Annotated in this window: 23 protein-coding genes and 2 pseudogenes; 11 read left to right on the top strand and 14 right to left on the bottom strand. The window is 44.5% G+C overall.

Going from position 1 to position 26,536, the window contains the following annotated elements:
* Positions 1 to 3: 3 nt before the first annotated feature.
* From ABNE31_RS14255 to ABNE31_RS14240, 4 genes are all read left to right on the top strand, one after another.
* The gene (locus ABNE31_RS14255; protein WP_349351586.1) at positions 4 to 1,128 is read left to right on the top strand and encodes a formylglycine-generating enzyme family protein; all 1,125 of its coding nucleotides are present in this window, start codon (positions 4 to 6) and stop codon (positions 1,126 to 1,128) included.
* Positions 1,125 to 2,138, top strand: a complete 1,014-nt coding sequence (gene galE, locus ABNE31_RS14250) for a UDP-glucose 4-epimerase GalE (protein WP_349351585.1) — start codon at positions 1,125 to 1,127, stop codon at positions 2,136 to 2,138. Before ABNE31_RS14255 ends, galE begins: the two co-directional genes overlap by 4 nt.
* Positions 2,117 to 3,178 (top strand): aldose epimerase family protein, encoded by a 1,062-nt coding sequence (locus ABNE31_RS14245; RefSeq protein ID WP_349351584.1) that lies wholly within the window; start codon positions 2,117 to 2,119, stop codon positions 3,176 to 3,178. Before galE ends, ABNE31_RS14245 begins: the two co-directional genes overlap by 22 nt.
* 601 nt (positions 3,179 to 3,779) lie before the next feature.
* Positions 3,780 to 5,054, top strand: coding sequence for a site-specific integrase (locus ABNE31_RS14240; protein WP_349351583.1), 1,275 nt, complete (start codon positions 3,780 to 3,782; stop codon positions 5,052 to 5,054).
* Positions 5,055 to 5,291: 237 nt separating this feature from the next.
* Here the strand turns inward: ABNE31_RS14240 and ABNE31_RS14235 are convergent, their stop codons facing one another.
* Together ABNE31_RS14235 and ABNE31_RS14230 are read right to left on the bottom strand one after the other, a co-directional pair.
* The gene (locus tag ABNE31_RS14235; RefSeq protein ID WP_349351582.1) at positions 5,292 to 6,290 is read right to left on the bottom strand and encodes a nucleotidyl transferase AbiEii/AbiGii toxin family protein; all 999 of its coding nucleotides are present in this window, start codon (positions 6,288 to 6,290) and stop codon (positions 5,292 to 5,294) included.
* Entirely contained in the window at positions 6,287 to 6,901 is a 615-nt protein-coding gene (locus ABNE31_RS14230; RefSeq protein ID WP_067036133.1) for a DUF6088 family protein, read from the bottom strand. Before ABNE31_RS14230 ends, ABNE31_RS14235 begins: the two co-directional genes overlap by 4 nt.
* Positions 6,902 to 7,499: 598 nt before the next feature.
* Between ABNE31_RS14230 and ABNE31_RS14225 the strand changes: the two genes are divergently transcribed.
* Both ABNE31_RS14225 and ABNE31_RS14220 read left to right on the top strand, forming a co-directional pair.
* Positions 7,500 to 9,296: a ParB/RepB/Spo0J family partition protein gene (locus ABNE31_RS14225; RefSeq protein WP_090297488.1), complete on the top strand. Its 1,797-nt coding sequence runs from the start codon at positions 7,500 to 7,502 to the stop codon at positions 9,294 to 9,296.
* Positions 9,297 to 9,854: 558 nt separating this feature from the next.
* Positions 9,855 to 10,661 carry a membrane metalloprotease gene (locus ABNE31_RS14220; RefSeq protein WP_245668099.1) on the top strand — a complete coding sequence of 269 codons (807 nt, stop codon included), beginning with the start codon at positions 9,855 to 9,857 and terminating at the stop codon, positions 10,659 to 10,661.
* Positions 10,662 to 10,723: 62 nt separating this feature from the next.
* Here ABNE31_RS14220 and ABNE31_RS14215 read toward each other — a convergent pair whose 3' ends face one another.
* The 11 genes from ABNE31_RS14215 to ABNE31_RS14165 all read right to left on the bottom strand — a co-directional run bounded on the left by ABNE31_RS14215 (position 10,724) and on the right by ABNE31_RS14165 (position 17,301).
* Positions 10,724 to 11,677, bottom strand: coding sequence for a DUF4382 domain-containing protein (locus tag ABNE31_RS14215; RefSeq protein WP_072882303.1), 954 nt, complete (start codon positions 11,675 to 11,677; stop codon positions 10,724 to 10,726).
* A 444-nt stretch (positions 11,678 to 12,121) separates the two neighbouring features.
* On the bottom strand, positions 12,122 to 12,943 hold the full coding sequence (locus tag ABNE31_RS14210) for an NHL repeat-containing protein (protein WP_349351581.1): 822 nt from the start codon (positions 12,941 to 12,943) through the stop codon (positions 12,122 to 12,124).
* A 24-nt stretch (positions 12,944 to 12,967) separates the two neighbouring features.
* Positions 12,968 to 13,273 carry a hypothetical protein gene (locus ABNE31_RS14205; RefSeq protein ID WP_349351580.1) on the bottom strand — a complete coding sequence of 102 codons (306 nt, stop codon included), beginning with the start codon at positions 13,271 to 13,273 and terminating at the stop codon, positions 12,968 to 12,970.
* Positions 13,274 to 13,278: 5 nt separating this feature from the next.
* On the bottom strand, positions 13,279 to 13,764 hold the full coding sequence (locus ABNE31_RS14200) for a heavy metal-associated domain-containing protein (protein ID WP_067036158.1): 486 nt from the start codon (positions 13,762 to 13,764) through the stop codon (positions 13,279 to 13,281).
* Between the two features lie 28 nt (positions 13,765 to 13,792).
* Positions 13,793 to 14,650, bottom strand: coding sequence for a hypothetical protein (locus tag ABNE31_RS14195; RefSeq protein WP_349351579.1), 858 nt, complete (start codon positions 14,648 to 14,650; stop codon positions 13,793 to 13,795).
* Positions 14,651 to 14,667: 17 nt separating this feature from the next.
* Entirely contained in the window at positions 14,668 to 14,937 is a 270-nt protein-coding gene (locus ABNE31_RS14190) for a thioredoxin family protein (protein ID WP_275648327.1), read from the bottom strand.
* Between the two features lie 159 nt (positions 14,938 to 15,096).
* Entirely contained in the window at positions 15,097 to 15,459 is a 363-nt protein-coding gene (locus tag ABNE31_RS14185; protein ID WP_072882308.1) for a metal-sensing transcriptional repressor, read from the bottom strand.
* Between the two features lie 58 nt (positions 15,460 to 15,517).
* On the bottom strand, positions 15,518 to 15,724 hold the full coding sequence (locus ABNE31_RS14180; RefSeq protein WP_072882309.1) for a GDCCVxC domain-containing (seleno)protein: 207 nt from the start codon (positions 15,722 to 15,724) through the stop codon (positions 15,518 to 15,520).
* 1 nt (position 15,725) lies between these two features.
* Positions 15,726 to 16,328 carry a mercuric transport protein MerTP gene (gene merTP, locus ABNE31_RS14175; protein WP_349351578.1) on the bottom strand — a complete coding sequence of 201 codons (603 nt, stop codon included), beginning with the start codon at positions 16,326 to 16,328 and terminating at the stop codon, positions 15,726 to 15,728.
* 1 nt (position 16,329) lies between these two features.
* Positions 16,330 to 16,701: a metalloregulator ArsR/SmtB family transcription factor gene (locus tag ABNE31_RS14170; RefSeq protein WP_067036171.1), complete on the bottom strand. Its 372-nt coding sequence runs from the start codon at positions 16,699 to 16,701 to the stop codon at positions 16,330 to 16,332.
* A gap of 246 nt (positions 16,702 to 16,947) precedes the next feature.
* Positions 16,948 to 17,301 carry a hypothetical protein gene (locus ABNE31_RS14165; protein WP_141673419.1) on the bottom strand — a complete coding sequence of 118 codons (354 nt, stop codon included), beginning with the start codon at positions 17,299 to 17,301 and terminating at the stop codon, positions 16,948 to 16,950.
* Positions 17,302 to 17,324: 23 nt separating this feature from the next.
* Between ABNE31_RS14165 and ABNE31_RS14160 the strand changes: the two genes are divergently transcribed.
* The 5 genes and pseudogenes from ABNE31_RS14160 (at position 17,325) to ABNE31_RS14140 (ending at position 25,772) form a co-directional block, all read left to right on the top strand.
* Positions 17,325 to 17,633, top strand: a complete 309-nt coding sequence (locus ABNE31_RS14160) for a DUF6660 family protein (protein WP_275648324.1) — start codon at positions 17,325 to 17,327, stop codon at positions 17,631 to 17,633.
* A 123-nt stretch (positions 17,634 to 17,756) separates the two neighbouring features.
* On the top strand, positions 17,757 to 22,130 hold the full coding sequence (locus ABNE31_RS14155) for a CusA/CzcA family heavy metal efflux RND transporter (protein ID WP_349351577.1): 4,374 nt from the start codon (positions 17,757 to 17,759) through the stop codon (positions 22,128 to 22,130).
* Between the two features lie 4 nt (positions 22,131 to 22,134).
* Positions 22,135 to 23,332, top strand: a pseudogene (locus tag ABNE31_RS14150) (efflux RND transporter periplasmic adaptor subunit).
* Between the two features lie 15 nt (positions 23,333 to 23,347).
* Positions 23,348 to 23,762 (top strand): annotated as a pseudogene (locus ABNE31_RS14145) (transcriptional repressor).
* A 42-nt stretch (positions 23,763 to 23,804) separates the two neighbouring features.
* Positions 23,805 to 25,772: a heavy metal translocating P-type ATPase gene (locus ABNE31_RS14140; protein WP_349351576.1), complete on the top strand. Its 1,968-nt coding sequence runs from the start codon at positions 23,805 to 23,807 to the stop codon at positions 25,770 to 25,772.
* A 445-nt stretch (positions 25,773 to 26,217) separates the two neighbouring features.
* Here ABNE31_RS14140 and ABNE31_RS14135 read toward each other — a convergent pair whose 3' ends face one another.
* The gene (locus ABNE31_RS14135) at positions 26,218 to 26,418 is read right to left on the bottom strand and encodes a hypothetical protein (RefSeq protein ID WP_275648321.1); all 201 of its coding nucleotides are present in this window, start codon (positions 26,416 to 26,418) and stop codon (positions 26,218 to 26,220) included.
* Positions 26,419 to 26,536 lie beyond the last annotated feature (118 nt).

Raw genomic sequence — 26,536 nt, 5'->3', positions numbered from 1 at the left:
CTGATGATACAAAAAAAACGTTCACTTGTTCCGTCTTGCACCATATTGGCCACATTATTGATGGCGATAGGGTGCAATGGGAAGAAAGAAAAAGATACGGTGCCAAAGGAGGGTCAATCCAATATCAGCATCGATATAATGATGGATCAACCCAAAAGCTTGGAAACCCCTGATGGTATGGTTTGGATTCCTGGAGGTATATTTTACCAAGGTGCGGTGGCTTCGGATAAGATGGCCATGGCCCATGAGAAACCAGTACACCAAGTGGCGGTAGATGGTTTTTTCATGGACATCCATGAAGTGACCAACGCCCAATTTTCAAGATTTGTAGAAGAAACTGGTTATGTGACGGTTGCCGAACGTGAGATAGATTGGGAAGAATTGAAACAACAACTTCCTGAAGGGACCCCCAAACCCCATGACTCTATTTTACAGCCAGGGTCTTTAGTATTCAAAAAAACAAAATCAAGTGTACCCAACCTTTATGATTATTCACAGTGGTGGGAATGGAAAATGGGCGCGAAATGGAAAGAACCCAATGGTCCTGGAAGCAGTATCGAAGGCAAGGAAGACCATCCCGTGGTACACATAGCTTATGAAGATGCCCAAGCCTATTGCAAATGGGCGGGACGCAGATTACCAACGGAGGCAGAATGGGAATATGCTGCCCGTGCTGGAATGGAAGAAAGTATTTTTTTCTGGGGTAATGACCATTCCCAATTGAGCTTCTTCGCCAATTCCTGGGAAGGGGAGTTTCCAGTAAAGAACACGATGGAAGACGGTTTTGAGAACAGTGCCCCTGTTATGAGTTATCCTAGAAACGATTTTGGTCTTTATGATATGGCCGGCAACGTTTGGGAATGGACCAGTGATTGGTATAACACCAATTACTATCAAACACTAGCGTCGAATGGAGAGGTGGACCAAAACCCAAAAGGAGCAACAAATGCATTCAACCCGAACAATACTTATGTCAAGGAACGTGTAATTAAAGGAGGGTCTTTCCTCTGCAGTGCCTCATATTGTGCCAGCTATAGAATTTCAGCTCGCATGGCCACCAGTCCGGATTCTGGAATGGAGCATTTGGGGTTCAGGACAGTGAAGTCAATCTCAAAAATCAAAAAATGAAAATACTTGTAACAGGGGGACTGGGCTTTATAGGTTCCCATACCGTTGTTGAACTTCAAAATGATGGTTATGAGGTTGTAGTCGTGGACAATCTTTCCAATGCCTCATTGGATGTTTTGGACGGCATCGAAAACATCACGGGAATGCGACCCTTTTTTGAGGAGTTTGACCTGAGGGACAAAGCAAAGGTCCGATTGTTTTTTCAGAAATACACCGATATTGAAGGTGTGATTCATTTTGCTGCCTCCAAGGCTGTTGGTGAAAGTGTTGATGAACCACTTTTATATTACGAGAATAATTTGGTTAGCTTAATCAATATTCTTCAGGAACTGAAGAAGCGACGGAAAGGCAGTTTCATTTTTAGTAGCTCCTGTACGGTATATGGTCAGGCCGATGAGATGCCAATTTCCGAGGATGCCCAGGTAAAACCAGCGGAGTCCCCTTATGGCAATACCAAGCAAGTGAGCGAGGAAATTATTCGTGATACCTGTAAGGTGTGCCCAATGCTCAACGCCATAGCACTGCGGTATTTTAATCCGATCGGAGCCCATCCTTCCGGTAAAATCGGCGAACTGCCCATTGGTATGCCCCAAAACTTAGTGCCTTTTATAACACAGACCGGTGCGGGCCTAAGGGCCCAGCTTTCAGTTTTTGGTAACGATTATCCCACAAAAGACGGAACCTGTATCAGGGATTATATATATGTTGTCGATCTCGCCCGAGCACATGTGGTTGCATTGTTACGGCTTTTGGAAGGTAAAAATGACAGCGATTATGAAGTCTTCAATTTAGGAACGGGAAAAGGAAGTTCGGTATTGGAGGTGATCCAAAGTTTTGAACGTATTTCCGGCAAAAAACTGAACTATGAAATTATCGATAGAAGAGCTGGTGATGTGGTACAGGCCTATGCGAATACCACAAGGGCAAATGAAATATTGGGTTGGAAGGCGGAACACGACATTGATTATGCAATAAAAACGGCATGGGAATGGCAAACCAGGATGTTATGACGGTTTCAGGTATGTTTCAAGGAAGGGAAGTCAGGAAATACACTTTGGCCAACAAAAACGGGATGGAAGTGGATGTGCTGAACTACGGTGGAATCATTAGCCGTTGGACAGCCCCGGACAAACAAGGAAAATTTGAGAATGTGGTTCTCAGTTTTGATGACCCCATGCAATACCTGACCGAAAATCCTTTTTTAGGTGCATTGATCGGCAGATATGGCAATCGGATTGCCAATGGACAATTTACCCTTGACGGCAACACCTTTACGTTATGTAAAAACCATGGAAAGCACCATCTCCATGGTGGTTTTAAGGGGTTCGATAAAGTGTTTTGGGATATATCGGTATTGGATACATCCAAAGGTACCGCTTTGGAATTATCATATACCAGTCCTCACGGAGAGGAAGGCTACCCTGGCAAACTGCAGGTAACCGTAACATATACACTATTGGATACCAATGAACTTGATGTTCGGTACTTGGCAAAAACAGATAGGCCTACTATAGTAAATCTAACCCAACATAGCTATTTTAATCTATCAGGTAACCTTTGTAGTCCCGTTTTGGACCATGAAATCTTTTTGAATGCCGATAGTTTTCTTCCAGTGGATGACGAATTGGTTCCTACAGGTGAACTTCGTGATGTTTGCGGAACCCCGTTTGATTTTAGAAAACCCAAGTTGATAGGGAAGGACATAGAGAAGCATCATGAACAGTTAAGTTTTGGAAACGGATATGATCATTGTTGGTCGCTCAACACAGCTGAAAATAAATTTCAATTGGCTGCTTCGGCATATCACGGTAAATCAGGTCGCTTTTTACAGGTCTATACATCGGAACCAGGAATTCAATTTTATAGCGGAAACTTTTTGGACGTGAAATTACCTGGCAAATCGGAGAGCTCTTATTCAAATCGATGCGGTTTTTGTTTGGAAACACAACATTTTCCTGATACTCCTAATCATACGCATTTTCCAACGGTTACCTTAAAGCCGGAGGAAACTTATTTTTCAAGAACGCTGTTTAAGCTTTCAAGCCATTGATTCAATGAGCTTATATTTAGTTTTTATTCTACTATTACAGGAAATAAAGGACTGTATCGAATTCCGTTGATCATAAATGCAAATAGTATGGAGGAGACTAGACTTATAAGGCAAGACGGGTAAAATACTTTCGGCGTTTCGATCAAAAAGTGATTCAGCATTTAATTTGGAATGATTATCCAGATTTGAAATAACATGGATTTCGTTTTAAAAAAAACGGTACTTTTTGACGAGTTTTGATTATTTTTATTCTTTGAGGACATGTTCCTATGCTCAATCCTTACAGAAATGTGCAATAAGGTGTGCAGGATTTATAATATTGGTGCTAGTTGTTGATTAACAACAACTTACAATCATATGGATGGTTCAGTCATCCCGACGAACCATGGTTTTATGACACTAAGTAAAACCTTAATTAATTGAAAACCAGAAAATTAATTTTTTCTGGTTTTTTTTATTTCCATCTGAAACCATCGATGAGGATGTCCTATAGAGTGTCCTATTTTTGTCGGGAAAAATTCCCTAAATTGTACTTCTGTAATTGATTTTTCGTGTGATTTGACTTTCGCTTAATCCAAAGTTTAACTTAAAGCGAGAACACATGAATACCTCTAACGCCTTCAGTATCAGTTTTTGGCTGAAAAAATCAGGAAGAAAAAAAGATGGACGTTTTCCAATTTATGTCCGAATCAGATGTAAAGGAAAAAATGCAGATCTCAGTGTCCATCGATCAACTTTTGAAGAACGATGGTGTCCTGTTTTGGGAAAAATGGACCATAGGGCCAGTGAATCCGTTGTTGTCAACAAATATTTGGACGACGTCCGGGCAAAATTGCTGGAATGCCACCGACAACTCTGTGCGGAGAGCAACTTTATAACGGCACAATCCATCAAGCTTAGATATCTGGGGAAGGACAAGGTGATGCTCACCCTATTGGACCTTTTGGAGTATAACCGAACCTATGAGTTGCCCAAACTGGCCAAAGGGACAGTCAAGAACTATTCTTCTACAGAGACCTACCTGAAATGTTTCATTGCCAAAAAATATCGGGTGCCCGATATTGGGTTGGCCTCCATTGACTATGCCTTTTTGATTGAATTTGAAAACTTCCTGCGGAACTGCGAACCCATCAAGTCGTTCCAAACATTGAACAACAATGGCATCATGAAACATATGCTACGGTTCAAGAAATTGGTGACCATGGCCTATAAATTTGATTGCATCCCCAAGAATCCCTTCAACCTCTATAAAGTGAAAATGGAGGATTATGACAGTGCTTTTCTGGAAGAGGAGGAAATCTTGGCACTGGGCCAATTGAAATTCGAGGAAAAGGGGATGGAACTGGTCCGCGATATTTTCCTTTTTGCATGCTATACTGGACTGAGCTACATTGAGATCAAACTTCTCAAACCCAACGGTATCGTATCCGGCATCGATGGGGAACTATGGATCGATGTAAAGCGCCAAAAGACCAAGACCGAAGTCAAGGTCCCCCTATTGACCAAAGCCAAGAAAATCTTGGAGAAGTATGCGGATTTTCCCAAAAATGAAGATATTGTTCTTCCTGTGTACTCAAATCAAAAGGTGAATCAATACCTAAAGATCATTGCACAAAGGGCAAATATTGATAAGCACCTAACGTTCCATGTGGCCAGACATACCTTTGCAACAACAATCACCCTTATGAACGACGTACCCATAGAGACCGTTTCCAAGCTCTTGGGGCATACCAAGCTTTCTACGACCCAAAAGTATGCAAGGGTGGTGGAAAAGAAAATCAGTAAGGACATGGCCCAATTGAAAAACATATTGGATGAGAGCAGCCATAAAATTCAAGATAACAGTGGGGTTCCCAATTTGAGAATTGTACGGTAGAGCTGTAGGGGTATTGTTATTTCTATTTAGAATACCTTTCAGGAAAGCAGTTTTTGCTGATGAGCGGGTTGTTTTATGCGCAATATCGAATGCAGTTCGACTTCAACAGATAAGACAGGACACTTAGTTTCAAGGGGTCAAAAGTCAGCTGTCGCGGAAAGGGACTCTACTTCAACGCTACTTTAACATTTGAGTCCTGTTTCTGGGCTATTTGAGAACAATTGGAATCAAAATGAACTAGGCTGAATTAAACCTATCTCTCAAGCCGGTTAGCTTGTTGATTAAATCTTGAAAGCTTTCCGTTTTACCATAGAACATGCTCTCTTTCATCTCCGCATAATCTTCTTCCCATTCTGCCATAACTTCTTCAGGTGGAATGAAATTCAAAGTTTTATAACCATGCTTTGAATAATCGATCCAAGATATTCGTGCATATACTTCTCGGTGTGCCACAATTTTGTCGTACAATGCTTTGTCCTTTATTGCCGATTCCCCAAATCCTGTATCCATCATTCTGGATACATCATATAAATGCCTTGTCATTCGATGACCTCTTATTGGTCCCCGTTCTTTTGGTTTCTGAAATTCCTCATGCAATAGGAACAGTTTTTCCAAAAATGTGCGTTGAGGCAAAACTGTGGGTATATAAACGGCTTTATCAGCAAAGGATAGGCCTTTGTACATTTCCCCAATAAACGATATAACCTCTCTATTTTCAAAGGGTCCCCGAAGTGACCTGGAGCTTATTTCAACCAGTATTCTGGGTTCTAAATAGGGAACCTTGTCGACCAATGACTTATAGCGGATTTCAATGGCCAAGGGATCAGTATCTGATTCTTCAAAATCGCGGACATGGATGGTAAAATCCTTGATGCCCATTTCATGAAGCTTATCCTCTAAATCTTGTGGCAGTATCTCGCTCACAAACTTGCATGATGCCTTTCTAAGTTTTTTAACCTGTTTTCGGGAAAGATCTCCCTCAAATTCAAAAAAGGATTTATCCATACCCAGATCTATGTCCTCCGAAAAGCGCTCAATAAGTCTCCATGCCTTGCTCAAGGATGTACCTCCTTTGAAAACCAGATGGTTTGAATATTTGGTTTCGAATAGGGTGCGAAGGACAGCGACCACCCACCAATCCTTTTCTATGGCCGCCTGTGGAAGGCCTTTTAAAATACTTGTTTGAACAATCACTTCTCTTCTGTCCTGTTCGGATAAATCAAACCATTCCTTCATGTCGGTTCCCTTTTTGATAGTGAATTTTGCATAATTTCAGAAATCCAAACAGGAGCTAGCTTCATATCATGAACTATTGATTCTCTATCAACCTTTTGGAGTATCATATTTATTTTCTCCAAGGTTTTGTCATCTATATTGTGTTTGCCCAATTGGCGCAGGGCTTGCATGATAAGAATATTGGTCTCACTCTTGACGGCTAGAATTTTAGGGGAAGCCTTTTTAAACTTTATTGTATTTTCCCCAACGGATATGGTACGGGAAGTTCCGTCCGTCAAGTAAACTAAATTCAAAGGTACCTGTGTGGAAAGCCCCAGTTGGTTGAGTGCCTGAATCCCAGTGGGAATAATTCTGGCCTTATCCCTTTTAGAGATTGCTTTGGCAATTTCTTCCAAAGACGGATATAACGTCCCAAGTAGCTTGTGTTCTTTGGGATATAGATAAATGCCTTGGGCCAATCGGATCAAAAAACCTTTGTCCTCTAACCTTTTCAATGCTTGCCTTATCGCTTCAGATGTACCGAATTTGGAAAAGTTTTTCGGGAAAAAAATTTTTCCACGCTTATGGTTCGAAATTGAATTTTTTATAAGTTTTTCAGTGGGTATGGGCATTTTGTAACTTATTTTCCGTCACAAATTTAGTAAAAAAATGTGACGAATAAATTTTTGGGGAGACAAGAGTGAAAATCACAAAAGATGGAGGGTGTAAACCTAGTGCTGTTGGTCAAGACCAACAGCACTAGGCAAATTTTCCACATGGTAAACATCGGTGTTCATGAGCTATTTTGATATTTCGAGTGAATTGTGAACACCGATGTTTACCATGTAGTGAAGTTAGTTTTTTCCAGGAAGAAAGTCAATGGGGTAGGGGCTTTGTCGACGGTGTGTTATAAACAAATTAATGAACAGTGTGCTCTTGGGCCAAAATTCTTAAACTTGTCTATATGCATGGCAAGGGCAACCATTGGGTTCCCAAGGAGCGCTTTTGAAACCATTATAAATCACATCAGGTACCAACGCTTGAATTTTGCCTTATAACTTTTATTTTCTTACCAATATTCCCGAAAGTTAAGCTCGCATAATTTTCTCGGACAAGGGACGGCATAAAGCCGTTCCGTAAGTCTCTTTTTATTCCGTTTCCTTGCCACCCCAAAATTTTGTCTTCCGCTTGGTTTTTGCTCAAATATTGTTTAACCAAAATCCAAAAATCATGGAAGCACAAACAAAACAAAGAGCGACACGCAAGGGAAACGCCAAGCAATCATCAAAAGTAAAGCGACCCACACCGCAGAAGGAACGGAATGCTGTTCCACAAATCCAGATGTTGGAAATCGGTTCGGTTTCTCCAGATCCGACACAACCCCGAAAGACCTTTGATGAGCAAAGTCTCCATCATTTGGCACAGAGCATTGCCGAACATGGGGTGTTACAGCCGATCACGGTACGAAAATCAGATGATGGCTATATCATCGTCATGGGGGAACGTCGGTTCCGTGCCAGTAGATTGGCAGGATTGTCCACTATCCCTGCCATGGTAAGGAACTATGTCGATACGGAAGTTCTGGAAGTGCAGATCATTGAGAACCTGCAACGGAAGGATGTGGAACCCACAGAGGAGGCAGAGGCCATCCAGTTTCTGTTGGACCGCTACGAACCGAACGAGATTGCCAAACGGTTGGGTCGTTCCGAGAACTATATCCGCCAGCGCATCAAACTAGCAGGCTTGATCGAAGGGTTTAGGGTCTTTGTCCGAAATGGGGAAATGACCATTTCCCTTGGGGTGGCAGTGGCCCTTTTTGAACCTGGGGAACAACAGATGATGCTAGAAAGCCTTGAAGGAGAATACCAAGGGCATCGGATCAAACGGATGATTGAAAGCCGGACCTTTGACCTGACCAAAGCCTGCTTTGATGTAACGGACAAAACTTTGGTGCCCAAAGCAGGGGCATGTGTTGTCTGTCCCTTCAATGCCGCTAACCAAGGTAACTTGTTCGGGGAAGGGAAGATGGTCTGTACCCGGACATCCTGTTTTGAGAACAAAAAGACCAAGACATTTATGCAACTCTTGAAAAGGGTGAAAAAGGAGGGACTGAAACTGGTACCCAACATCAGCAAATATTGGGTGGATGAGGAACACAACCAATGGGTCATGGCCCAAATGGAAAAAGAAGGTCTTGAGGTACATTTGACCAATGAACTGGAAATTTTAAAGGAGCCTCTTGAGCCTACCATGAAAAGCATTAAAGAAGAGCACCGGCACTATGAATACACCGAGGAAGAATTGGCTGAATTCCTTGACGAAGCTTTGGAATCCTTCACCGAGGAAAAGGAGGCATGGGACAAGGCCGTGGAAAATGGATTTGAAAAGGGTATTCTACTGGAAACGGATACCTACTTGACACAGTCCATTTTTGTAAAGGTCAGGGAAGAAACCAATAATGGAAGTTCAGGTGCCAAGTCCTTGGAGGAACGGAAGATGGCCGAATGTTCCCCAGAGGAACAGATCATCAAGATTCATGCACGGGAACTTAGGAAAAAACAGATCGAGAACAACCACCAGTTCAAGGAAGTGGTGGATATGATCCGGGAAACGGATTACATCAATAGGAACAAACCTTTGACCACGGATGAAATGGTGGCCATCTCCATCTCACTGTTCGAGAACAACATTGGATATTATAGTCAAAGGGAACATTTTGAGGGGTTCATTGGGGAGGATTCCAAATTGTCCCGAGAGGAGCTGGTGGCCCGGTTCAAACAAAACTTCAAGAAAGAGACCTTCTATAAACTGATACGGTTTTTGTTGACCCGGCAGGTACACCTTGGGGAAAGCAACCATACCAATGACCTGACCAACCAATCTTTCTATGTGGCGATGCTATCCTTTTACAAAAAAAAGATCTCGGCCATTGAAGAAACATATGCAGAAAGTCGTCAAAAGCGTGAAGCAAGGATCAAGGAAAGGATTATAGTTCTGGAACGGCAGGCCAAGGCAATTGAGGATTAACAAAGATTGATGGAAGGGGCCTGTCACCAGGTCTCTTTTTTTTGGACATCCATTGTTTATCTACATCGTTATGTAAGCTATAATGTCCAACTGATTATTGTGCTCCCAGGGTTCTACTGAATGGACCAAGGTAATGGGATAGCTTCCTTTATCCCTTCCCTTAATTAAACCTATGGTTCCATTATGGGCATGGACACCAAAAAAAGAGTGGGGGACATGTTTTTTATCTAGGGTATTACTTTTAAAATTCTTTTTTGCCAAACTCACTATCAATGAACCGCGATTTGTTCTTTGCGTTACTGAAGGTATAGGATAGACTTGGGATAATTATGTCCACCACAATGATATATTTGATGGTGGTAAAAAATTCCCCTTCCCCAAAGGTCGTGAAAGCTACTCTTTGCTGCCCAAAAGCAAAAGATCGATATTTTGCCACCGCAAGGTGGTGCTCAGGCGATTGTCCAAAAAGGTCTTTCGAAACGTTAGGTCGAGGGAATATGGTTTAAAAATAAACGGGACAAGGGCATACTATCCTTTTTTATCTGCCGTTGGGTAAATATGGAATTACATGTAAGAAAAAGATTTTGTTCCATTTGTTTAATGGGATTGCTTGGTATTTTGGGTCTTGGCTGCAGTGCCGACTCGGGACAAGCGGATGATGGAAATGGATTGAACGACACAATGGATGTTTCACAGAACCGTAAGTCCGTCGGGGATTCGGCCGCAGATCTGTTGGATGGTTCCCGTTTTCCAGCACTGCACCTTGAAATATTCTATGTGGAAGGTCTAAAGCCCAGTGCAACAACCTTGGACAATTTTGAGTCCTTCTTGATGGAACGGCTCCATAAACCCGATGGGGTTACCATTGCGCTTACAGAGATTTCATCCTCGGGGCAGGCCGTTTATTCCATTACGGATATCAGGAACTTGGAGGATGATATACGTACAGCCTATAACCAAGAGGGTATCCTAAAGGTTTTTGGCCTTTTTATTGATGGGGAATATTCCGAGAACACGGAAAACGGTTCCGTATTGGGGGTAGCCTACAGGAACACCTCCTTTGTCATCTTTGCAGATACCATCCGGGAATTTAGCGGACAACCCTTGGCCCCGAGCACTACGGTTCTGGAGACCACGGTCCTTGACCATGAGTTTGGACATCTATTGGGATTGGTAAATGCCGGTACCCCATTGCAAAGTACGCATCAGGATGAGACACACGGAAAGCATTGTACCACTGAGGATTGTCTGATGTATTGGACAGCGGAAACCGGTGAGGGGCTCATCAATATGATTAGTGGCGGCACCATTCCAGGATTGGATGCAGCCTGTTTGGCAGATTTACAGGCCAATGGTGGCAAATAAAACCTTTGACCATAAAAAAAGCCCCGTTCTGGGGCTTTTCTTGTTATAATCGATGGGATTGCCTATAGCGAAGCGGTCCCGGTCACGGTGACATTGGCGCTCAACTGTAGGGCCGATGTGATATTGATGGCCCCCAGGTCGAGACCTGTGGTGGACTCCACTTCCAATTGTGAGTTGAAATAAAACTCAGTACCATCTTGGGTATAGGAAGCAAAGATGAGTTCATACTCCCCTTCGGCCAAAAAGTTAAGGCTATAGGAGTTGTTGATTCCGCCCACTTCAGCACTGGTCACGGCATTGGCGAACCTGATACTGCTCTCGCCCTGGCCCTGGGTCTCCACTTCGGCATTGTATGTGCCCTTTTCATAGGCATACACCACAATTTTATCGGAAGTATCTTGGGAATCGTTGACCGTACCCGAAATCTCTCCCGTCGCTTCTTTGTTTACGGTCCGAATACCTGCGGAAAGCTCAGAAAGCGTCACGAAATCAAAGTCCGATTCCAAGGTCCCCTGTTCTTCCTTTATGGTCTTTCGCAGGTCGAAATCGATGATGATCTCATTGGTATTGGTGGCAAAGACCTCAAAGGAATCCGTGATGTCCACAGTATTGGAAGAGGCCTCTATCCTGTCCTTGGTCCCATCGGCCATTTCCACATAACATCCGGGACTGTTGCCGTTCATGTCATTGGCATAGTCCAGGACCAATTCAATGTTGGAATAGGTCCCTGCCTCCATTTGGAGATTGCCCAAGGTCTTCGTCTGGCCGTTGACCAAGGCCGAAAGGTCAAAAGTGGTCTTGGAGAACCCCTCAATGGAGTTTCCGTCCACCTTTACATCGGAGACCGTGATGAACACCGCTTCCACGTTCGCATTGTCAATGGGTGCATCGGTCATTTTAAGGGTTGTTTGATAAGATTCCTTCTCTACATTGTCATTTTCATTGTTGTCACTACAGGATACTATCAAAAGCATTGTTCCAAAGATAATTCCCAAGTTTTTCAAAAGGGTCTTCATAAAAATTAAGATTTAAGGATTTATTATTTGTTTCAGTAATATAACAATTGGCATACGTCAAACCCTACTTGGGTCAAACAGGCCCAATACAATGCCGACTACATGGAATGATGGTTCGGACTCCCTACGATAGGGCTCACAGATGATACGGCATACTTAGAAACACATTGGATTTTTTTGATTAAAGAGGTCAAGGATCCTGGTCTGTATACGTAGAACATTGGTTCTGAAATTTTAAATCAATGAAGGTTCAATCATTTACGTTTTTCGATTGGATTGTTCAAACAACAAGCGGGAATGTGAACCTTGAAATTTGGGACAAAAACATGATTCTGGGAATCTTGTTTTCAGTAATGGCTTAATCGGTTTCCCGCTCAGTTTAAAGGATGGTCGTTTTGTAAAGCGAACTTTTTAAGGAACAAGTGAATTGTCCAATGTCCCCCACTATTTTCTTGACCAGATTAAAATTGCGTTCTCCTTAAAATTCGTGCTGTATAGGTATTCCCCGTCGAATTGCACATCCGTTGGATACTTGATGCTTTCGGTCAAGACTTGCCGCAATGATCCATCAAAGCTGTAAATCAACACCCGGCCATTTTCTTGGTCGGTAATTGCGAACTCCCTTCCCCCCATTGCAATACCGGAAGCGACGTTCATTTTTTCATTTCCACCAATGGTTTTTAGGTGTGTTCCATCGAACCCGAAGACCTGTATTCTGCTGTTGTACGCATCGGCCACATATATCCTGTTATCCTTCATCTTTACGTCTAACGGATAGTACAGCTCCCCATCTTTGTGCCCCTGCCTACCAATAGTGAAGCATTCATTCGGTGTCTGTACGATGATTCGGTGGTTATAAAAATCGGCTACAAGAACTGTATCTCCGTAAATGGAAACCCCTGCTGGGGCCTGTGGTCTTTTGGATAGTTTCAAAGGCCATCTTTTGTCATCTCTATATTGCCAGATGGTGTCCGTCAAAAATTCGGGAATAAACAGGGTGCCATTGTCAGTATGGATGTTCATTGGTCGCTGGATACCAGTAATCGAATCCAACAGCTCTCCGTCCCGGTCGATCTTGTAAAGCCTAAAATAATCAGGATCGGAAAACCATATCGCATCACCATCTTTGGCCAAAGCCAAGGGTCGGGCTTCCTCGGGCAGCATGATCTTCCGTTCGAACTGCCATTGTTTCTCGGGCTGCTCACAACTTGACATAAGGGACAGTAAAAAAACAACCTGAATAATATGTGCGGGTCTAATATTCATATCCATAGTTTACTATCGTAAGTATTAAAACCAGAAATGTAACGGTCCAAGCGTCCACGAATTAATGTGGTGCTTTTGTCCATGGTTTTGACAAGGACCTGCATTCCCACATTTCCTTTCATTTTTGATGTTTTTAAAATGGGCGAACCCAAGCGTTCCTGCCGAAATAGTGGTCAGATAGGGCTGCACGGGATGTACCCATTCAAAATTCCCACCCAAGAAACCCAGTCCCGCCACGACCGACAACAAGGTCGGGGCCAAACAGCACATTACCGGAAGAAGGGCCGCTACCAAGCTGGTGCCCAATACCATTTTGAGAATTACTTTCATAAGGCCTATTCTATTTTGGACAGTATGATCTCCCATTGGTCCGAGAGATTATCATCATCTTCATCCTGTACCGTGCCACTTAGCGTTGTCCTGCCCACCGCCAATTTTTGAACCAATTCGATAGATGTATCCTGCGATACCGCAAACCGTTCGTTATCGGTCTCGATGTACCATTGGCCATCCTCTTTCGTTGCGTTACCCATTAGAACCACTTCGGCTTTCTTTGCCGAAAAACCGTTCTTTTTGACCTCTTCCTGAATGCTACGTAAGGTAAGGTCATTTTTTTCGGCCAATCCCAAATACGCTTTTCCATCGTTCAGGCTGACGCGAACCTCCTGAAGCCCGTCCATCTTTTTCAACCCGCGTTCCAATCCATAGGCACAGGGCGCGCAGTCCATTCCATAGACTTCTTGGTCAACCCTGGCGATTTGGCCGCTTATCGTGCCTATTCCAAGAATACCGATCAGGGCCATCATTTTGATGTTTTTCATTATATGTGCTTTTTAATTTATACTGTGTTTACAACCAATAACTTAAATTTACGGCAATCCGATACCTTTCTTTTACCGAACCGGGTGTCAAATCCTGTACTACTGGAACCATCGCACCAAAGGATATGCCCCAAGCACCGTAAAGTCCTAGGAAAGAAGGTCCCACCAAAACCTTTGTACTGCGCGTATCGCTAAAATCCAGTTGTCCATCAATTTTATTGCCTCCAGGGAATTCGGCCAATGATTCGATAAAGATGCGCCAATCGGGTTTTGGGTAATCACCCATAAAGATATTGGGCCGGTACCCCACAACGGCACTCGCATAGGGCAGGTCGCCCAATCGTTCGTCATCTCTTTCAAAATAATATTGGTAACCGCCACCGATCCATGCATACCAAGTGCGTGAGGCATAGCCCGTGGAAATGGCCGCATGTATAGCGTTGCCGACATTGACCTGTCCCCTGACATTATCGGTAGGAGCGGAAACACCCACGATGGCAGTGGACTCAAACCGCTTTCCCACACCAAAGGCGTTCGAGAAAAAACGGTACCAAAGGGAAGCCTCGATATCCCCATTGGCGGGCATATTGCTATTGCCCCGTGTCCTTGGCGTCTCGCCCAACCGTTCTATCAGTGTGGGCGTGGTAAGGTTTACCTGTAGATCTTCTGTAATGCCATAGGAAAATAGGTAGCGCAACATATAGGAGGTTTCGGTTTCTGTGCCTAGGCTCATCCCGGCCACGTTCAAATCCACACCGCCTTTGGCAAGGGTCGGTGTCTGTAGCCCATAGAGGGGGCCGTGGCCCTGGGCCATCACCGATCCTGATATGGCCAATAGCAATATCAATTTGACATAGCGAATGTTCAGGAATATTCTGCAAATCATATGCAAACACTTTTCAATTATGACTGCCCAATTCCTGCTTCCACCAATTCCATTTCGGTAATGGCCGAATCCTTACAGCATTCCAAGAGCTCACCGTTCACGACCACAGCAGGCACTTTCTTGATGCCGTATTCATCCAACTTATCAAGACAGGTCTTGTCCTCACATTGCCTGACCAGATCATAGGTCGTTACCTCACATGTATCGCAGGCCAGTTCCTTTATCTTTTTGACCACGGGGTCACAGACCGGACAATTGGCCGTAAATACTTCTACTTGACGTTTCATGTTTCTGTTTTTTAAATAGTTTAAAATTTCCTGTACGCGACATGGAATTCAAACAATGCATCAAAGGTAGAATGGTGGGTAGGGTGGTCTCCAAATAAAATTTCAAAAAAAAAAGCCCGCATCGTGCAGGCCATCCAATCGGTAGTGATTATGGGGAGGTCAAGCATTTTTGTGGTTTTCGAGTTTGGCCTTGAGCGCATCTATTTCCTTCATCTTTTCCGTTAGGCTGTCCAATTCCAAATCTGGAAATTGCTTTCGTATAAATTCGATACGTTCTTCATTGCCGCAATTTCCTGGACAGGCCTCGACAGTCTCGGATATCTTGATGGCGAGGGTCTTTCGATAGGTCTCATCGAGGAGCAGGTGATGTGCCTTGTCCAAGGCGTTCTTCACTGCTTTGAACTGTACCAAAATCTTCTCGGGGTCGGAACTTTCGTCCAATAACCTGACCAAACCGTTTACCTGTCCATTGATGCTTTGAAGTCTTGTTTTGATGTCCTGGCTTAAATCTTTTGGTATCATAATTTATATTTTATCTGCAATATATGGTTGTGAAAAGGTTGGTCAACCACTATTCTCGTCAACAACAGGAAGATTTATTCTGTATGGGTGGACAGGCGACAGAGCCATAGGAACAAAAAACACAGCAATCGCCTTCTTTAGGTCGAATTACTTCGTGACAGTTTTTACATTCATAAAAGTACTGGCAAGCATCGGTTGGCATTTCTTCCTCTTCTTGGTACCCACATTTGGGACAGGTAATGGTAGATAATATTTTTGTATCCATATTATTCGGAAACCTTATAGCCCGTATTGTTGATGGCCTTTATGATTCGTTGCTCCGTAACTTTGGTACGGTCATATTTAACTGTAGTATTGCTTTTTTCATAGCTTGCTTTTACTGAAACGATACCGTCCAATTTGTTGACCTCGTTCTCAATGTGGTTTTCGCAGCCGGAACAGGTCATTCCTTCCACTGTAAAGGTTATATCTACCATGTTGTCCTGGGGCACATATATGATTTCCTTGGTCGGTTGGGCATAAAAAAGCCCTGAGAAATATGGAAATGCCAGCATCAGTCCCGCAAAGAGGGTAACAAATAGCAGGAACCTTTTTGATTGTAGAAAGGAAGGTTTTACATCATTTTCACAGGCACAATCAATTTCTTGCTGCGATTTTGACTTTAGCTTCTGGTACCAGGCAAATCCAAGTACCAATACGGTCAGGCCTATAAAAAATGGTCTGAAAGCTTCCAGCCATGCAAAGGTAGATGCCATTCCGCTGGTGCCCGCAATCAATGCAAGCACAGGTGTGATGCAGCATAATGAGGCTGTGATCGCTGTAAAAACTCCAGTGAACATTGCTGAATATGATGATCTTTCTATGTTCATTCTATGCAACTTTTTTGTTTTCCTGAAGCCTGCTGAAGATGCCTTCCAACACCTCGCTTTGGCCTTTTACCAGTGAGTAATACAAGGTTTGGCCTTCCCGTCTGGAGGTAATTAGACCAGCATCCTTCATCTTACGGATATGCTGCGAAATTGCGGGTACGGTCATTTCCAGTATATCTGAAAAATCACAAGGGCAGAGCTCACCTTCCTTGTTCAGCAGGAAAAGAATCTTCAATCTGGTCTCATTTCCTGCTAGGGCCAGTACCTTACCAATAGTGTTGATTGAATTCGAACTCATCCGTAGTGTCTCGCGACAGCGCATCAACTGCTTTTGGTCCGCCTCGGCGCGGGTGCAACTTAATTCAAGGGCCATGATAAAAATTTTATTAAAGATAAGGTTATATCATTATATAAGCAAATGCTTAAATAAATTGTGTTTTTTTATGACCGGTTTATGGAACGACTGGCTTATCCTTCAAGGAAGCATCCCATTACAGGTCAACTTGCCCCTTTTGAATAGGACTTTTATACATCCGACGTGGCCTTTAGTACTGCCCGCTACAGAAATTGAATCTTTTAGGCCACCATTTTGTACTATGATTAAGACCGTTTATTACGGTCAGTTGGACACCTGTCCATTACAAGGAACGTTTGCTTGTTCCACTTGCCAACTGTACTTTGTTTCGTGTTGCATGGCAGTTGTAGAGGCTTGTTCCAGCAGTGATTTATTTTTTCGGTTATATGAGCGTTCTTGGATACTTTGATTTTTTCCAGACGAATTGGGATTGGGACGTGCTCTGGTAAAGCCATAGCCTTTTGGGGCGTTGGAATGGATTGGAAATTTCCTGTCTTGAATTTTGGATGGTCCGGATTGCCCCATTTGATCATCCCTTGAAATTTGAAATGGAATGCTCTTGGTTCCACACACTAAATCTTCAATAGGTCCTTTCCGGATTTTGCAATGCAGTTGCACCAAAGTTCTGTTATCTTTGCAAAGTGAAATTTTTTACCGTCATATTATCCATCTACGTGTTGGCACTCAATGTGGTTCCTTGCAGTGATGCGGGTAACGTAACAGAAGACTCCCAAGGTGTTTATCTGGTTCAATTTGATGGTGAACACAGCGAGAATTGTGAACTATGCTCACCATTTTGCCACTGCCATTGCTGCCATGTGCACACGGTGGATTTTGGTATAGCTCGATTCCAGCCGCTTCAAGAGACTTACCTTGAAGAGGTTTTCACCCATTTTGAAGGATTGGGCAAGGAATTTACCGACCCACTATTTCAACCTCCACAGGTTTAATTCAGTTTTACAGGATAGCTATATCCGATTATGAGGTTTATGGACTTTGAACTTTTCAAAGACCTGTTCCCTCATACTTGCAACCCTATTGCATTGGTTCAACTGAATTAAAACACATTTTATATGATCAACAGAATCATTGATTTTTCAATCAATAACAAATTTATTATAGGTCTGCTGACCCTCGCATTGATTGGTGCGGGCGTTTATAGCATGACCCAAGTTCCCATCGATGCCGTACCGGATATCACCAATAATCAAGTGCAGGTCATCACTCAATCACCTAATCTGGGAACAGAGGATATTGAGCAATTCGTGACCTATCCCGTGGAAGTTGCGATGAGCAACCTACCCAATGTCAAGGAAATCCGCTCTGTTTCCCGTTTTGGGCTTTCTGTGGTGACCATTGTATTTGACGATGAGGTGGGCACTTATTTGCCCAGACAACTTGTAGCCGAAAAACTGCCCGAGGTTCAAGAACAGATCCCTTCGGGTTTTGGCAAACCCGTTATGGGTCCAATTTCAACGGGATTGGGCGAAATCTATCAATATACCCTTGAAGTAGATGATGAACATCAAGGTGAATATTCGGCAACCGAACTGCGTACGATCCAGGACTGGATTGTACGGAGACAGATGGCCATGGTGCCCGGCGTGGTGGAGGTAAACGCCTTTGGCGGAAACAAAAAGCAATACGAAGTGGCGGTTGACCCGGACGAACTTCGCGCCATTGGTATAACCATTACAGAAGTGTTCTCGGCCCTTGAAAACAACAACCAGAATACAGGCGGGGCCTACATCGAGCGTAACCACCAAGCCAACTTCATTCGTGGTGAAGGGCTGGCCAGGACCATATCGGATATCGAAAACATGGTGGTCAAGGCCGTTAATGGCATTCCCATCAAAGTGAAGGATATAGGTAAGGTAAGCATGGGAAGTGCGGTACGCTATGGTGCGCTTACCAAAGATGGAAAGGGCGAAGCCGTGGGCGGAATGATCTTGATGCTCAAAGGGGCAAATTCCAACGAGGTGATCGAGAACGTGACCCGACGTGTGGAACAGATACAACGGTCCCTTCCTGAAGGGGTGTCCATCAAACCTTTCCTTGACCGCAGCGAATTGATCGCCGAGACAACAGGCACGATAACTGGGAACCTTTTGGAAGGTGGGCTTATCGTGATCTTCGTGTTGGTCTTGCTGTTGGGGAATTGGCGTGGCGGACTCATTGTGGCTTCGACCATACCCTTATCCCTATTGTTTGCCTTTATTCTGATGAATGTTTTTGATGTATGGGCAAACTTGATGAGCTTGGGGGCTATCGATTTTGGAATCATCGTGGATGGTGCGGTGATCATCGTAGAGGGCACCGTTTTTTTAATGTACTCCTATGTGGTCAAAAAGAATGGCGTTAGTGCAGAAACACGGGATGACATCGCCGCTAAGGCCTCCAAAAAAATGATGAACGCCGCTTTCTTTGGCCAGCTGATCATTCTGATCGTGTTCCTGCCCATTTTGGCCTTGGAGGGTGTCGAAGGGAAAATGTTCCGGCCCATGGCCCTCACCTTCATTTTTGCCATGATCGGGGCCATGCTATTGTGTCTTACCTATGTGCCCATGGTTTCGGCATTGTTCCTACGGCCGCCAAAATCCAAAAAACAATCCTATGGCGATAGGTTCGTGCATTGGATTGAGCAGAAATATGAACCGTTGTTGACCAAATCACTTTCCAAGGCCAAAATGGTCGTAAGCATTGCACTTGGCCTTTTTGCCATTGCCATTTTCGCCTTTACGAGAATGGGTGGTGAGTTTATCCCGCAATTGGACGAAGGTGATATTGCCTTTCATGCCATCTTGAAACCCGGCAGTTCCCTGTCGGAAACCATCGAAACCACGACAAAGATTGAACGTATCGTGAAGGCCGAATTTCCCGAAGCGGAAACCGTTCTCAGCCGTATCGGTGTCGCCGATGTACCAACGGACCCGATGCCCATGGATATCGCCGATGTCTTCGTTATCCTCAAACCAACGGATGAATGGACATCTGCAGAAAGCAAGGATGAATTGGTGGAAAAAATGAAGGAGGCCATCAGTATCGTTCCCGGTGTGAATTTTGAGTTTACCCAACCTATAGAAATGCGCTTCAACGAATTGCTTACGGGTGTTCGTGAGGATGTGGCCATTAAATTGTTCGGGGAAGACCTCGGCATATTGGCAAGCAAGGCCGAGGAAATGGGGGAAATCATTGCCACCGTTCCCGGTGTGGCAGATATGAAAGTTGAGGCCACGGACGGCCTGCCACAAATCACCATTGACTATAACCGCAATAAATTGGCACAGTACGGTCTAAAGATCGAACAGCTCAATAAAGTGGTACAGGCCGCCTTTGCAGGAGGAAAGGCGGGCGTAATCTTCGAGGGTGAAAAACGGTTTGACCTGGTCGTAAGGCTTCAAGAGGAAAACCGCCAAGGCATCGAGGACATCCAGAACCTGTTCATCAACCTGCCCAATGGTTCGCAAATCCCATTACGGGAAATTGCCGAGGTAAGTTATGAACCCGGCCCCATGCAGATAAGCCGTGACAATACCAATAGGCGGACCTATGTGGGCATCAATATTCGCGACCGTGACGTAAAATCCGTTGTAGAGGATATCCAAGAAAAATTGGATGCCCAGTTTGACCTGCCCACAGGATATTACATTCGGTATGGTGGAGCTTTCGAAAATCTGGAACGCGCCAGCAATAGATTGCAAACTGTGGTCCCTATTGCCTTGTTCCTGATTTTCATATTGATTTATTTTGCGCTAAAGTCCTTTCCACAGACCTTGATGATCTACCTCGCCATCCCGATGGCCACCATTGGCGGTGTGTTCGCCCTCTGGTTAAGGGATATGCCCTTTAGTATTTCCGCGGGGGTCGGCTTTATCGTGCTTTTTGGCGTGGCCGTTCTGAACGGACTCGTCATGATAAGTGGTCTCAATGAACTGAAGGAAGAAGGCGTGACCAATCTTAAAGGTAGAATTATAGAAGGCACCAAAAGACGGATTCGTCCCATTATGCTCACGGCCTTTACGGATATTTTAGGGTTTCTTCCCATGGCCGTTTCGGCTTCGGCCGGGGCAGAGGTACAGCGACCTTTGGCCACCGTGGTCATTGGTGGCTTGATAACTTCGACCCTCTTGACCCTCTTTATCCTACCCATCTTTTACCAATGGGTCGAGGGACGTTCGGAACGGATGAGGAAACCCGACCCGAAATGGGGTACCCCTGTGGTCATGGTCCTTCTTTTGTTCGCCACCGCACTGCCTGCCAAAATGCATGCGCAAGAAGGTTTTGAAAATGCACGGCAGATCCAGCCTAAAGATTCACTGCCCGCTATTTCATTGGAAAAGGCGGTGGAAGTTTCCAAGAAAAACTACCCGCTGTTGAAAGCGAAACAATGGGAGGTCCAAAAACAAACCGCCCTAAAAGGTATGGCTTACGACCTTGGCAATACCCAAGTCTTTACAGGTGGCGAAGAAATTGCGGACGGACAAGGAATTTATACCTTGGTTGGGGTTGGACAACAGAATATCGACCTGTTGGGCATCAGTGCAAAAAGGCGTTTGCAGAGACAACGCATCGCTTTGGCCGAGACAGCTCTTGACCTTTCCGAACTGCAAGTGGAACAGGAGGTCAAAAAGGCTTGGTCAGAAGCCTATCGACAACGACAGAAATTTGAACTGTACCGTGAACTGGATTCCATTTATTCACAGTTTAAAAAAGCAATAGAACTCAACTTCAAGGTAGAAGCCATTTCCCGGCTGGAATATTCATCGGCCACAAATCAGGCCTTACAAATCAACAATCAACTGCAACAGGCCGAAAGTGATTATGCCATCGCCCTGCAAAAGCTCAATCTTTGGTTGGTTTCGGACATCTACTATTCCGTTCCAGAAAAGCTTGATGAAAGTGCGGTAACGGTTTTGGGATGGGACGGGGATTTGGGAAAACACCCAGAGCTGGAACTTTCACAAAGGCGCATCGAAGAGGCCGAGGCGACATATGATGCGGCACGGGCTGACCTGCTGCCTAAGTTCAACCTTCAGGGCGGACTGCAACAGGTCAATGGCAATAGCGGGTTCTACACCTATCAAGCCGGCATTTCGGTTCCTTTGTTTTCAGGTGGACAGCGTAGTCAAGCCAAGGCCGCCAAAATTGAAAGTGAAATCGCAAAGACCAATGCGGATTATACCAAACGCCAGCTGCAATCCGAATATCGGCAGGCGGTGCAAGCCTATCGGAAATGGAGCGCATCGTGGCAATTTTATAGGGACAAGGCCTTGCCGCTTGCCCAAGAGCAGCGCAGGGGAGCATTGTTGGCCTACGCGGAGGGTGCGGTGGACTATGCAGCGTTCACACAGATTATTCGGGATGCCATAAACACGGAAATGGATGCACTTGACGCTCTTGACAACTATCTGGAATCAGTATTTGAACTACAATATTTTAAACAATAGACAAATGAACAATCTTTTTAAATATAGCGTTATCGGGCTCGTGACGATGCTCTTGGTTCTTACTTCCTGTGGGAATTCCAAAGCCGATACTGAGGAAGCAAAGCAAAAAAATCCTGAAGTGGGTGAAATGCACAAAGAAGGTGAAGCCAAAGAAGCCATGCTAACGGAAACGCAATTCCGCAACCTTAACATGAAAATCGATACCGTTGCCCCACGTGTTATGAAGCAATATGTGGAGGCCAATGGCCAACTGGAGGTCCCACCACAGAACGAAGCGACCATTACTACCGTCGTGGGTGCCAATGTGGTGTCCATAGAGGTCATTGAAGGCGACAAAGTAAGCAAAGGTCAAACGGTTGCCTCTGTCCCACCCCAATATCATCCAGAAACAGACCGATTTCCTGAACGCCTACAGTAACAGCCAGTTTCTTAAGAAGGAATTTGAAAGACAAAAAACCCTGTATGATGCCGGGGTGGGCAGCGGGGCCAACTTTCAAAAGGCCGAAGCGGAATACCGGGCCTCCCAAAGCCTGGCAAAAGGATTGGAAGCACAGTTGGAACAATTGAACATTAGTGCATCCGGGGTCAGAAACGGTACGATTTACCAACGGGTGGCATTGCGAAGTCCCATTGAGGGATTTGTCCAAAAAGTAGCGGTGAAGACCGGGCAGTACGTAGAACCGCAGACCGACCTATTTGAAATCGTTGACACCCATCACGTCCATGCCGATTTAATGGTGTTTGAAAAGGATGTGTACAAAGTAAAGGTAGGCCAGCAAGTATCCTTCAATGTACAATCCATTCCCGGAAAGGAACTTACTGCGAAAATTTATTCCGTAGGGAAAACTTTCGAGCAAAATCCCAAAGCGATACACGTCCATGCTGAAATCGAGAACAAGGAAGGGCAGCTGATTCCAGGGATGTATGTTGAAGGACGGATTGAAATCCAAAAATCCGAGACCGTTGCGGTGCCTGAAAGTGCAATAAGTTCGAACGAGGGAAAGAAGTATATTTTTAAAGCGGAGCGTGAAGGCAATGACTGGAGCTTCAAACCTGTCGAAATTAACACAGGCCCAAATGACGGGGATTGGGTCGCCATCGATTTTGTAGATTCCGTTGGGCCATATACTACATTTGCATACAACAATGCCTACTATTTAATGGCCCAAATGAAAAAAGGGGATGCGGGACATAGCCATTGATAAAATTACAATATGATGACAGACATTGAAAAAACATTGGAAAACAAAGGTGTACGCCCAACGGCGATGCGTATTTTGATCTATAAATATTTGGCTGAAAAGGAAGTGGCCATTGCCCTGACCGATATGGAGAACGCTTTCTCAAAAGCGGACAGAACCATTGTACCGGACCCTGAAGACCTTTGAGGAAAAACGAATTGTGCACCAAATAGATGATGGCACCAATATTTCAAAGTATGCCCTGTGCGAACCAGGTTGCAATTGTGAAATGGAACAAGATCTGCACCTGCACTTTCATTGCGATAACTGTGATGAAACGGTCTGTCTCACTGAGCATAAGATTCCCCATATCAATCTACCTGATGGGTATGTGGCAGAAAATGCCAATTTGGTCATTAAGGGAATCTGCGACAAATGCAGCGGTCAATAAATGCACTTCCGTTGCACGAAACTAATTACGACCTTACCGTCTATGAAAAAGAAAAAAGTAAAACTACGTGATCTAGGTTCAAAGGAACGCCAAGGCGAACACGGACACGAGAGTGGCCATAACCATGGCGGTCCTGAAGGTGTATCTAAATTCAAGACCTATTTACCGGCCATTTTCAGTTTTGTAATGCTCATCATCGGCATAGCAGTGGACTATTTTGATGCTTTCCCGTTTTTCAAGGGCTGGATAAGGATCGCATGGTACACCCTTGCCTATTTGCCTGTTGGTTTCCCTGTCATCAGAGAAGGTTGGAACAGTATAAAGCATGGTGATTTCTTTACTGAATTTTTCCTGATGTCCATTGCCACTCTAGGGGCCTTTGCCATAGGCGAATACCCAGAGGGCGTGGCCGTAATGTTGTTTTACGCCGTGGGCGAACTGTTCCAAAATGCAGCAGTCAATCGGGCAAAGGGAAATATTAAGGCCCTTTTGGATGCGCGACCGGACGAAGCTTTGGTGCTTCGTAACGGGAATTTCGTTACCGTAAACCCCGAAACCGTCGAAATTGGCGAAAGGATACAAGTACGTGTGGGGGAGAAAATCCCCTTGGACGGTATTCTCTTATCCGAAAGAGCTTCCCTCAATACGGCGGCAATTACTGGCGAAAGTAGGCCCGACACCATAAACAAGGGTGAAAAGGTCTTCGCCGGAAGTATAAATCTCGATGGTGTTATCGATGTAGAAACATCCAAAGAATTCAAGGACAGTTCCATCACTCGAATCTTGGATATGGTACAAAACGCTACAGCCAGAAAATCAAAGACAGAACTGTTCATTAGAAGATTTGCAAGAATTTATACACCCATTGTGGTTTTCCTTGCCATCGGTTTAACGTTCTTGCCCTACTTTTTTTTAAATGACTATGTTTTTAGGGATTGGCTCTATCGCGCTTTAATATTCCTTGTGGTTTCCTGTCCCTGTGCCTTGGTTATTTCCATTCCGCTCGGCTATTTTGGTGGTCTGGGAGCGGCATCCCGAAACGGGATCCTCTTCAAAGGTGCATCTTTTTTGGAAGCAATCACCAAAGTGAACACGGTAGTGATGGACAAAACGGGAACCGTTACCAAAGGGGTTTTTAAAATCAAGGAAATCAAGGCTGTCAAATTTGAGGAAGTCGAGCTTATGAAATACTTGATGGCCATGGAGGAACAATCTACCCATCCCATAGCAAAGGCTATTTTGGAATATAAAGCCGAAGGCACGGATATGAAGGCAACCGATGTAACGGAAGTTGCGGGAAAGGGATTAAAGGGAACGGTCAATGGGAATACAGTGCTGGTGGGCAATAAAGCCCTAATGGCCTCAAACAACATTGATGTGCCTCCAGAAACCGATGATATTGTAAATTCAATTGTAATGTTGGCCATTGATGAAAAATTTGTCGGCTATGTTACCATTGCGGACGAACTCAAGGAAGATGCCCATCAAGCCATCAAACAAATCAGGGATGCTGGGATTTCGAAAATCATAATGCTTTCGGGTGACAAAGATTCCATAACGCAACATGTCTCGAAAAAGTTGAACATTGATTGGGCAAAGGGCGGCCTGTTACCAGAAGATAAGCTCAGCGAAGTTGAAGAACTCAAAAAACAATCCGACACAAAAGTGGCTTTTATGGGCGATGGCATTAATGATGCGCCTGTTCTGGCCGTCAGCGATGTGGGCATTGCCATGGGAGGCTTGGGTAGTGATGTGGCCATTGAAACAGCCGATGTCATCATTCAGACCGACCAACCGAGCAAGATGGCACGAGCCATTAAAATAGGACGCTCCACCCGAAAGATAGTTTGGCAAAATATTGGGCTCGCTTTTGGCGTGAAGGCATTTGTGCTCATCCTTGGAGCGGGAGGCCTAGCCACGATGTGGGAAGCAGTTTTTGCTGATGTGGGGGTTGCCTTATTGGCAATATTGAATGCTGTTCGACTTCAGCGGATGAAGTGGAACACTTAGTTTCAAAGAGGAACCATTTTTTGGGCTAACTTATATTTCAGCCGTTGTTGGCAGCTCCATGGTTGGCCAAGACCTTCAATAAAATTGTATATGAGACACTTCGCAGGTTGTGACACCCAAACAACTGTCCTTGTTTTGGAGGGGACTTCAGGAAGGTTAGGGGTCTGATTCTTCGAGAAACGGCGACAGGACTTATGAGACAATATGAAAGCTTCCGGGCATAAAGAATCTTATCCGAACAATTACGAAATGCTTATCACTGTAGATGAAAAATAATCCGGTCGTAGGGTAACTCCAATACTTTTGTTCCCTTATTGTCGTAATGTTTGATGAAACTTCATTTGGGCAAAACGGAAGTCGCCCAAACGGATTTTTGGTGCGTCCTTCCTTTGCAAACCCTTCTTGGGGTTTTGCCTATAAGGCCGCAAATCCGCTTGTCCGCCCATCAAATTTTAAGGGTCCCGTAATAAAAGAAGCCCTGATTGTTTTTCGGGGCATCGAAAAACAGGGCAGGGCCCAAGGACTTCCAATCAGGACACCATCGCCTGCAGTCGCTTAACTTCCCGTACGCTCCCTTGCCAATGGGTCGGATGGAATTCCTAGGGCCCTCATCGAACCTGTCAAGGCCAAGGCAGGTTTTGTCCATAAATAGGGTTTCCACTTCCTTGAAAACCTTAAGGTTTTACTACGTCGCGGAGCCTCCCGATTTCTGTCCAAAAGCCTTGACAGAACCCCCTTCTTTTATTGTGCTACGCACGTAAGAA

Origin of the sequence: Flagellimonas sp. MMG031, assembly GCF_040112705.1 — a bacterium.
Taxonomy (GTDB): domain Bacteria; phylum Bacteroidota; class Bacteroidia; order Flavobacteriales; family Flavobacteriaceae; genus Flagellimonas.
The sequence above is the reverse complement of the archived record's forward strand: the minus strand, read 5'-3'. Positions and strand labels throughout refer to the sequence as shown.

Bases quoted from the DNA above. Each gene is read 5' to 3' on its own strand.
- ABNE31_RS14220 (WP_245668099.1), top strand. From the start codon at position 9,855: ATGGAATTACATGTAAGAAAAAGATTTTGTTCCATTTGTTTAATGGGA.
- ABNE31_RS14245 (WP_349351584.1), top strand. From the start codon at position 2,117: ATGGCAAACCAGGATGTTATGACGGTTTCAGGTATGTTTCAAGGAAGG.
- ABNE31_RS14235 (WP_349351582.1), bottom strand. From the start codon at position 6,290: ATGAAGGAATGGTTTGATTTATCCGAACAGGACAGAAGAGAAGTGATT.
- ABNE31_RS14155 (WP_349351577.1), top strand. From the start codon at position 17,757: ATGATCAACAGAATCATTGATTTTTCAATCAATAACAAATTTATTATA.
- ABNE31_RS14190 (WP_275648327.1), bottom strand. From the start codon at position 14,937: ATGAAACGTCAAGTAGAAGTATTTACGGCCAATTGTCCGGTCTGTGAC.
- ABNE31_RS14225 (WP_090297488.1), top strand. From the start codon at position 7,500: ATGGAAGCACAAACAAAACAAAGAGCGACACGCAAGGGAAACGCCAAG.
- ABNE31_RS14230 (WP_067036133.1), bottom strand. From the start codon at position 6,901: ATGCCCATACCCACTGAAAAACTTATAAAAAATTCAATTTCGAACCAT.
- ABNE31_RS14240 (WP_349351583.1), top strand. From the start codon at position 3,780: ATGAATACCTCTAACGCCTTCAGTATCAGTTTTTGGCTGAAAAAATCA.
- ABNE31_RS14135 (WP_275648321.1), bottom strand. From the start codon at position 26,418: ATGGACAAAACCTGCCTTGGCCTTGACAGGTTCGATGAGGGCCCTAGG.
- ABNE31_RS14140 (WP_349351576.1), top strand. From the start codon at position 23,805: ATGAAAAAGAAAAAAGTAAAACTACGTGATCTAGGTTCAAAGGAACGC.
- ABNE31_RS14170 (WP_067036171.1), bottom strand. From the start codon at position 16,701: ATGGCCCTTGAATTAAGTTGCACCCGCGCCGAGGCGGACCAAAAGCAG.
- ABNE31_RS14205 (WP_349351580.1), bottom strand. From the start codon at position 13,273: ATGAAAGTAATTCTCAAAATGGTATTGGGCACCAGCTTGGTAGCGGCC.
- ABNE31_RS14200 (WP_067036158.1), bottom strand. From the start codon at position 13,764: ATGAAAAACATCAAAATGATGGCCCTGATCGGTATTCTTGGAATAGGC.
- merTP (WP_349351578.1), bottom strand. From the start codon at position 16,328: ATGAACATAGAAAGATCATCATATTCAGCAATGTTCACTGGAGTTTTT.
- ABNE31_RS14180 (WP_072882309.1), bottom strand. From the start codon at position 15,724: ATGGATACAAAAATATTATCTACCATTACCTGTCCCAAATGTGGGTAC.
- ABNE31_RS14195 (WP_349351579.1), bottom strand. From the start codon at position 14,650: ATGATTTGCAGAATATTCCTGAACATTCGCTATGTCAAATTGATATTG.
- galE (WP_349351585.1), top strand. From the start codon at position 1,125: ATGAAAATACTTGTAACAGGGGGACTGGGCTTTATAGGTTCCCATACC.
- ABNE31_RS14185 (WP_072882308.1), bottom strand. From the start codon at position 15,459: ATGATACCAAAAGATTTAAGCCAGGACATCAAAACAAGACTTCAAAGC.
- ABNE31_RS14215 (WP_072882303.1), bottom strand. From the start codon at position 11,677: ATGAAGACCCTTTTGAAAAACTTGGGAATTATCTTTGGAACAATGCTT.
- ABNE31_RS14210 (WP_349351581.1), bottom strand. From the start codon at position 12,943: ATGAATATTAGACCCGCACATATTATTCAGGTTGTTTTTTTACTGTCC.
- ABNE31_RS14255 (WP_349351586.1), top strand. From the start codon at position 4: ATGATACAAAAAAAACGTTCACTTGTTCCGTCTTGCACCATATTGGCC.